This window comes from Thermobifida halotolerans, assembly GCF_003574835.2.
Lineage (GTDB): Bacteria > Actinomycetota > Actinomycetes > Streptosporangiales > Streptosporangiaceae > Thermobifida > Thermobifida halotolerans.
Window position 1 is genome coordinate 2,562,466 of record NZ_CP063196.1, and the last position, 7,479, is coordinate 2,569,944.

General features: G+C 73.7%; 5 protein-coding genes. All 5 read right to left on the reverse strand.

Annotated features, from left to right (window positions below; genetic code table 11):
• Positions 1–3 precede the first annotated feature (3 nt).
• Complete coding sequence (gene entS, locus NI17_RS11470) at positions 4–1,359, reverse strand: enterobactin transporter EntS (RefSeq protein WP_234401875.1); 1,356 nt, start codon at positions 1,357–1,359, stop codon at positions 4–6.
• Between the two features lie 90 nt (positions 1,360–1,449).
• A complete protein-coding gene (panD, locus tag NI17_RS11475; protein WP_068690727.1) occupies positions 1,450–1,863 on the reverse strand; it encodes an aspartate 1-decarboxylase in 414 nt (137 codons plus the stop codon).
• Positions 1,864–2,041: 178 nt separating this feature from the next.
• Positions 2,042–2,257: an MbtH family protein gene (locus tag NI17_RS11480; RefSeq protein ID WP_068690725.1), complete on the reverse strand. Its 216-nt coding sequence runs from the start codon at positions 2,255–2,257 to the stop codon at positions 2,042–2,044.
• Between the two features lie 67 nt (positions 2,258–2,324).
• The gene (locus tag NI17_RS11485) at positions 2,325–3,311 is read right to left on the reverse strand and encodes an ABC transporter substrate-binding protein (protein ID WP_068690723.1); all 987 of its coding nucleotides are present in this window, start codon (positions 3,309–3,311) and stop codon (positions 2,325–2,327) included.
• A gap of 161 nt (positions 3,312–3,472) precedes the next feature.
• On the reverse strand, positions 3,473–7,465 hold the full coding sequence (locus tag NI17_RS11490) for a non-ribosomal peptide synthetase (protein WP_068690721.1): 3,993 nt from the start codon (positions 7,463–7,465) through the stop codon (positions 3,473–3,475).
• Positions 7,466–7,479: the final 14 nt, after the last annotated feature.

Here is a 7,479-nt window from a genome sequence, read left to right on the forward strand (position 1 = left end):
GGGTCACTCCTCGTACTCGGTTGTTGCGGACAGGGAGGCGGGGTGCTCGGTCCGCTCCCGGTGGGGTCGCCCGGTGGCGACCGGTGTGTCGTCGGGCTCGGCGGGGACGTCCTCGCGGGGTTCCTCGGCGAGCACCCGTGCCGCGCGCAGGCCGGGGAAGGCCAGGGCGAGCGCGCCGACGGACAGCACGGTCATGGCGCCGCCCGCGGTGATGGCCACGGCGGCGCCCAGCAGCGGGGCCAGCGCGCCCAGGGTGAGCGCGCCCGCGGAGTCGCCGATGGTGGCCTGGGCGGTCCACAGGCTGTTGACCCGGCCGCGCAGCGCGTCGGGGGTGTGCGACTGCAGCAGGGCGTAGCGCAGGATCTCCTCGGCGACCTGGCCGAACCCCAGCAGCGCCAGGAACGCGAACGCCGCCCAGAAGACCGGGCTGAGGCCGAGGCCGAGCACCGCCGCGCCGCACAGGACGACGGCGGCCAGCAGCACCGTTCCGTTCCGGCGGACGTGGGCGGTCCACCCGCTGGTGAGGGAGCCGAGGAGCGCGCCCAGCGCCGGGGCGGTGTAGAGCATGCCGACCATGGCCGGTCCGCCGCCCAGCACCGTGTCGGTGAACTCGTTGATGAGCACGTACGGGGCGGCGAACAGCAGTTGCGCGAAGCCCAGGAGCAGCAGCGGGCCGACGACCCGGTGGCGCACGGCGAAGCGCGCGCCGTCGGCGACCGCTTCCAGCACCGGTCGGCCGCGGTGCTGCCCGTCGGGCTCCAGGCGCGGCAGCCGCCACACCAGCGCGGTGGTCACCAGCGACAGCACCGCGGTGATGGTGTAGTTGCCGCCCATTCCGGCCGTGGCGATGAGGACGCCGCCCAGGGCGGGGGCCAGGACCGCTCCGAGCTCGCCGTTGAGCGCCAGCAGCGCCCCGGCCGCGGGGAGCCTGTCGCGGGGGACGAAGCCGGGGGCCGCCGCCTGCAGCGCCACCGCGCTGAAGGAGCCGAAGAACCCGGTGAACAGGGCCACGGCGTAGATGACCCAGAGCAGGGGGTCGTCGGGGACGAGGCTGTTGGCGGCGAGCGCGCCGTAGCCCACCACGGCGGAGGCGCGGCCGACGACGATGAGGCGGCGCCGGTCGCCCCGGTCCGCCAGGACCCCGCCGACCAGGGTTCCGCACAGAACCGAGACGGCGTTGGCGGTGTGGACCGTGGCGACGAGGAAGGACGACCCGGTGAGCTCGTAGACCTGGGTGGGCAGGGCGACGGAGGCGAATCCGAGCCCGAAGATCGAGACGATCCTGGCGACGAAGACGATCCGGAACTCCCTGCTGACGCGCAGCGGGGTCACGTCGATCATCAGGCGGGCGAGTCTCACGGCGTCCTCACGGATCGGCGACAACAACCCCACGGGTCGTTACTTAGGCAAGGCACACCTTAGCATCACCGGGCCGTGGCGTCGCGGGTCTCAGTCGAGGACGGCTCCCGACTTCTGGTCGCTTCCGGGGACCGGCTCGGCCAGGTCGTCGCCGAGCGCCACGATGCGGTTGTCGGCGTCCACGTGCACCACCCTGGGGCGGTGCGTGGCGCGCTCGGCCTCGGTGAGCTGGGTGTAGGAGATGATGATGACCAGGTCTCCGGGCGAGACCAGGCGGGCGGCGGCCCCGTTGATGCCGATGACGCCGCTGCCGCGCTCCCCGGTCAGCACGTAGGTGACCAGTCGGCTGCCGTTGGTGATGTCCACCACGTGGACCTGCTCGCCGTCGACCAGGTCGGCCGCGTCCATCAGGTCGGCGTCGATGGTGATCGAGCCGACGTAGTGCAGGTCCGCCTGCGTGACCGTGGCACGGTGGATCTTGCCGTTGAGCATGGTGCGCAGCACCGTGGGCCTCCTCGCGGTCGTCTGGGTTGTCCGGGGCGGGTCCGGCCCGCTCCCTGCGTGTCCGACGCCCCAGCGTACGGCCGGGGCGTCCGGGCGCCCGCAGGGACTCCCCGGTGTGCGGCGCGCGGCCGGGTGGCCGCGCGCCCGGTCAACGATCGCGGACCGGCCCCGGGGCCGACTACCCCCGCTGCTCCATGGCCCGGCGGAGGCTGCGCGGCCGCAGGTCGGTCCAGTGGGTGTTGACGTAGTCCAGGGCCTCGGCGCGCGAGGCGGGTCCGAACACGGTGCGCCACCCCTGTGGGACCTCGGCGAACTCGGGCCACAGGGAGTGCTGGTCCTCGTCGTTGACCAGGACGAGGAACACGCCTTCGTCGTCGTCGAACGGATTGGTCACGGGAATTGTTCCTTTCGCCGCGGAGGGTGGGGGCACCCGCCGGGTCCGGTCCCGGCGGGCGTGTCGGCTACAGGTCCGCCAGGACCTCTTCGACCTGGTCGAGGACCGTGTTGGCCTGGGCGTAGGTGCGGGCGGCGCTGTAGCGCAGCGGATGGCTCTGCCCGGCCTCGACGGCGGGCAGGTCCTGCCACAGCTCCTGGTCCAGCAGGGCCTCGGTGAACGGGTCGGGCTGCCCGGCTGCGTCGGTCTCGTAGAAGATGACGTCGGCGTCGGAGAGCTGGTCGATCTCCTCGTAGGAGTAGAAGGCGGCGAAGTTCTCGCCCGCGGCCCGCTGCGCCTCGGTCTGGCGGGCGCCGAGCGTGTCGAGGATCTCCCCGCCCCAGGCGTTGGTGTTGTCGACGGCGAACTCGCCGTCGGAGCCGAAGACGACCGCGAAGGTGGTGTCGGCGAGCTGGTCGGCGTAGGTGGTCCTGATCTCCTCGACCCGGCTGTCGAAGCGCTCCTGCTCCTCGGTGGCGCGCTCGCCGTCGCCGACGGCCCGCGACAGCTCGAGGGTCATGTCGCGCAGTCCGGCTCCGGCGCCGTCGAAGTCGTAGAAGACGGTGGGGGCGATCTGCTCCAGGTCCTCGCGCGTGGCGGCGTACTCGTCGTGGCTCTCCACGCGCACGCCGCCGATGATCAGGTCGGGCCGGGCCTCGGCGATGGCCTCCAGGTTGAGTTCCAGGCTCGCCGACTGCACCACCGGGTACTGCGAGAGCTTCTCGAACTCCTCGGCGGTGTAGAGGGTGGCCACCGGTTCGATCACGCCGACCGGCTCGATCCCGGCCTCCAGGACGACCTCGGTGCCGAACTCCAGGGCGACGACGCGCTGGGGGTCGGCGGGGATGTCGACCGTGCCGTAGTCGGTCTCCACGGAGACGGTCTCGCCCGCCTGCGCGGCGTCCTGGGCGGCGTCGTCGGCCCGGCCGCCGCCGCAGGCGGTCAGGGTGAGGACGAGCGCGAGGGCGCCCGCGCCGGTCGCGACCGCGCCGCGGGGGGATGTCTGCTGCTTCACTGTCGACCACTTTCTGTCCGTCGTCGGCCGGGCCCTCGTCCGGACCACGGCCGTGAACCACTGATTAGGAAAGCCTTGCCTAAGAAAAATAGAGGGTTTTGGTGGGTTCTCCGCGCCGATCGGCCAGCCGTGTCCGTATCGTGACGGTCACGGCGGGGCGCTCAGGGGCACCCGTCGCCGCGCCGCAGCGCCGCGTCGAGGACCGGACCGACCACCGACAGCGCCGCCGGGCCGGTCAGGTCGTTGTGGCCGCAGTCGACCTCGTGGTCGTGCACCTCGCCGGTCACGTAGCGCCGCCACAGGTGCGCGCCGATCCCCGACTCCGCGTCGCGCTCCGCCGCCGCGGTGAAGAAGTGCAGGTCGCCGTCGTAGACGCGGTAGCGCGTCCGGTACATGACGTCCATCGTGTACATGCGGGCCCGCACCACGCGGTCGATGGTCTCGGCGTCGAACTCCGCCCACACGCCGTCGCTGTCGCGCAGGAACTCCACCACCTCGTCGCGCTTCCACGGCCTGCCCAGCCAGCTCGGCAGCTCGCGCCGGGAGCTGGACAGCAGGAAATCCAGCGCCTCCTGCTCGGCCTCCTCGGCACTGGGCACTCCCCCGGCCGCCGCGACCTCCTCGGCGTCGGTGGGATAGGTGTCCAGCAGCGCCAGGAACGGCACCCGCTCCCCCTCCGCCTGCAGCAGGGTGGCCAGGGCGTGCGCGACCTGCCCGCCGAACGACCAGCCCACCAGGTGGTAGGGGCCCTGCGGCTGCACCCGGCGGACGTGTCCGGCGTACAGCTCGACCAGCTCGTCCATCGTCTCGGGCAGCTCCTCCCCGCGCAGTCCGGGAAACTGCACGCCCACCAGCGGGCGCTCCCGGTCGAGGAAGGGCGCCAGCGCGGCGTAGGACCAGCTGAACCCGCTGGCCGGGTGGAAGCAGAACAGCGGGGGCCGCCGCCCGCCCTCGCGCAGCCGCAGCACGGTGGCCAGCAGGTCGTCGCGGCGCTCGCCGTCCAGGTACTCGCGCAGCCGGGCGACGGTGGGCGCGGCCAGCAGCGTTCCCGCGCCCAGGCGCACCCCCATCCGCCTGCGGACGCGGCCCGCCAGCCGCATCGCCAGCAGCGAGTGCCCGCCCAGTTCGTAGAAGTCGTCGTCGATGCCCACCTCGTCGACGCCGAGGACCGCGGCGAAGTGCTCGCACAACTGGCGGTCGGTGTCGTCCCTGGGAGCGCGGCCCCTCCGCTCGGGGGCGGCGGGCGCGGGCAGCGCGGCGCGGTCCAGCTTGCCGTTGCCGGTCAGCGGCAGCCGCTCCAGCACCACCAGGTGGGCGGGGACCATAGCGGCGGGCAGCGCGTCGGCCAGGTCGCGGCGCAGCCGCGCGGTGTCGACCTCCCGGCCCGCGGCGGGCACCAGGTAGCCGACCAACTTCCTGCGGCCGGGGGCGTCCTCGCGGACCACCACCGCGGCCTGGGCGACGTCCGGCCGCTCCTCCAGTACGGCGACGACCTCGGCGGGTTCCACGCGCACACCCCGGATCTTGATCTGGTCGTCGACGCGCCCCAGGTAGTCGAGGCGGCCGTGGGAGTCCCAGCGCACCAGGTCGCCGGTGCGGTACATGCGCGCCCCCGGCGGGCCGAACGGGTCGGCGACGAAGCGTTCGGCCGTGAGGTCGCCGCGCCCGGCGTAGCCGCGCGCCAGCCCCACCCCGGACACGTACAGCTCCCCCGGCGTGCCGGGGGCGACCGGCCGCAGCGCGGAGTCCAGGACGTGCACCCGGGTGTTGGCGATGGGGCCGCCCACGGTGGGGGCGGCGCTGTCGGCGGTGCCGCCGCCGAGGGTGTTGATCGTGTACTCGGTGGGCCCGTACAGGTTGTAGCCGAGGACGCCGTCGGCGTCGCGCAGCGCCTGCCACACGGTGTCGCTGACCGCCTCGCCGCCCAGCAGCACCAGCGCGGGCCGGTGGCGGCCCCCGTCGAGCAGGCCGTCCTCGATCAACTGGCCGCAGTAGGAGGGGGTGACGTTGACGACGTCGACCGCGTGGCGGCGGCAGTAGTCGACCAGCCGGTCGGAGTCGCGGCGCAGCTCCTCGTCGAGCAGGTGCACCTCGTGCCCGTCGACCAGCCACAGCAGCTCCTCCCACGACATGTCGAAGGAGAAGGACACGGTGTGCGCCACCCGCAGCACCCGGTGGCCCAGGGCGGCCACGACCGGGCCGAAGATGGTCTCGCGGTGGTTGACCAGCATGTTCACCAGTCCCCGCGCGGGGACCTGCACGCCCTTGGGACGACCGGTGGAGCCGGAGGTGAAGATGGTGTAGGCGAGGTGGTCGCCGCGCGCCGGGACCGGCCGGTCGGCGTCGACGGGGTCGGCGGGGTCCGTGCGGGCCAGGGCGGCGCGCGTCTCGGGGTCGTCCAGCACCAGCCGGGTCCCGCCGGCGTCGGCGGGCAGCCGCCCCAGCGCGGCCGTGCCGGTGACGGTGACCGCGGGCGCGGTGTCGGCGAGCACGGCGCGCAGCCGGCCCTCGGGGTGCTCCAGGTCGAGGGGCACGTAGGCGGCACCCGCCTTGAACACCGCGAACAGGGTGACCACCCAGTCGCTGGAGCGGGGCAGGCCGATCGCGACCAGGCTCTCCGGTCCCACGCCGTGCTCCAGCAGCAGGCGGGCCAGCCGGTTGGCGCGCTCGTTGAGTTCGGCGAAGGTCAGCGTGGCGTCGCGGGCGACCAGGGCGGTGCGGTCCGGCCAGGTGCGCGCCGAGGTCTCGAACAGCTCCACCAGGCTCTGCTCGGGCAGTGCGCGCGCGGTGTCGCCGTGGGCGCGTGCCAGGGCCGCGCGCTCGGTCTCCGACAGCGCGTCCAGGGCCGCCACCGGTTCCTCGGGGGCGGCCGTGATCTGCTCCAGCAGCCGCAGGAACCGGTCGAACAGGGTGCGGGCCAGCTCCTCGTCGACGACGTCGCCGCGGTAGGCGAGGCTGAGCCGGAAGTCCTCGCCCGGCTGGGCGACGAACGTCAGCGGGTAGTGGGTGGCGTCGGCGCCGGTGACCGACTCCAGTCCGGTGGCGGCGCGGACCCGCTGGTAGCCCTCGTCGTCGTAGGGGATGTTGCGCAGCACGTACAGGGTGTCGAAGAGGCGGCCGCCGCCGAGGGCGCGCTGGATGTCGGCGAGGCCGACGTGGTGGTGCGGCAGCAGTTCGGCCTGTTCGGCCTGGACGCGGCGGAGCAGGTCCACGACCGGCTCGCCGGGGCGGACGCGCACGCGCACCGGGACGGTGTTGAAGAACACCCCCACGATCGTCTCCACCCCGTCGATCTCGGGCGGCCTGCCGGAGACGGTGCTGCCGAAGACGATGTCGTCGCCGCCGGTGCGGGAGCGCAGCACCAGGCTCCACGCCGTCATCAGCACGGTGTTGACGGTGACGCCCGCCCTACGGGCCAGCGCGCCCGTCCGGTCCAGCAGCGCGGGGTCGACGACGGCGTCGACGGTCCTGGGCATGACCGTGCCGTCGCCGGGGTCGGCGGGCGAGACCAGCGTGCCCTCCTCCACCCCCTCCAGGGCGCGCCGCCACGCCTCCAGCGACGCGGCCGTGTCCTGCTTGGACAGCCACACCAGGTAGTCGCGGTAGGCGCGCGGCGGCGGCAGGGGGGAGGGGTCGCCGCCGTTGCGGTAGACCTCCATCAGCTCGGCGTTGTACAGCTCCCCCGACCAGCCGTCCATGACGATGTGGTGGAAGGTCAGCACGAGGACGTCGCGCTCCGCGGGCAGGCGGACCAGGACGTGGCGGATGAGCGGGGGGCGGGTCAGGTCGAAGCGGCGTTCGCGCTGCTCGACCCGGAGCCGGTCGAGGCGGCGGTGCGCCTCGGCCGCGTCCAGGTGCGACAGGTCGACCTCGCGCCAGGACGCCGCCAGCTCGCGGGGGACGAACTGGACGGGGCGCTCCACGCCCTCGTACCAGAATCCGGCGCGCAGCGAGGGGTGGCGGCGCAGCAGGGCGTCGGCGGCGGCGCGCAGGGCGTCGGCGTCCACGCGGCGGCCGAAGGTGAAGATGTTCTGGACGGTGTAGACGTCCAACTGCCACTCGTCGACGGTGGAGTGGTAGAGCAGCCCCTCCTGGAGGGGGGCGAGCGGAAGGACCTCCTGGATCTCCCTGGGGTCCGCGGCGCTCGTGGTCATGGTGTCTCTCCTGC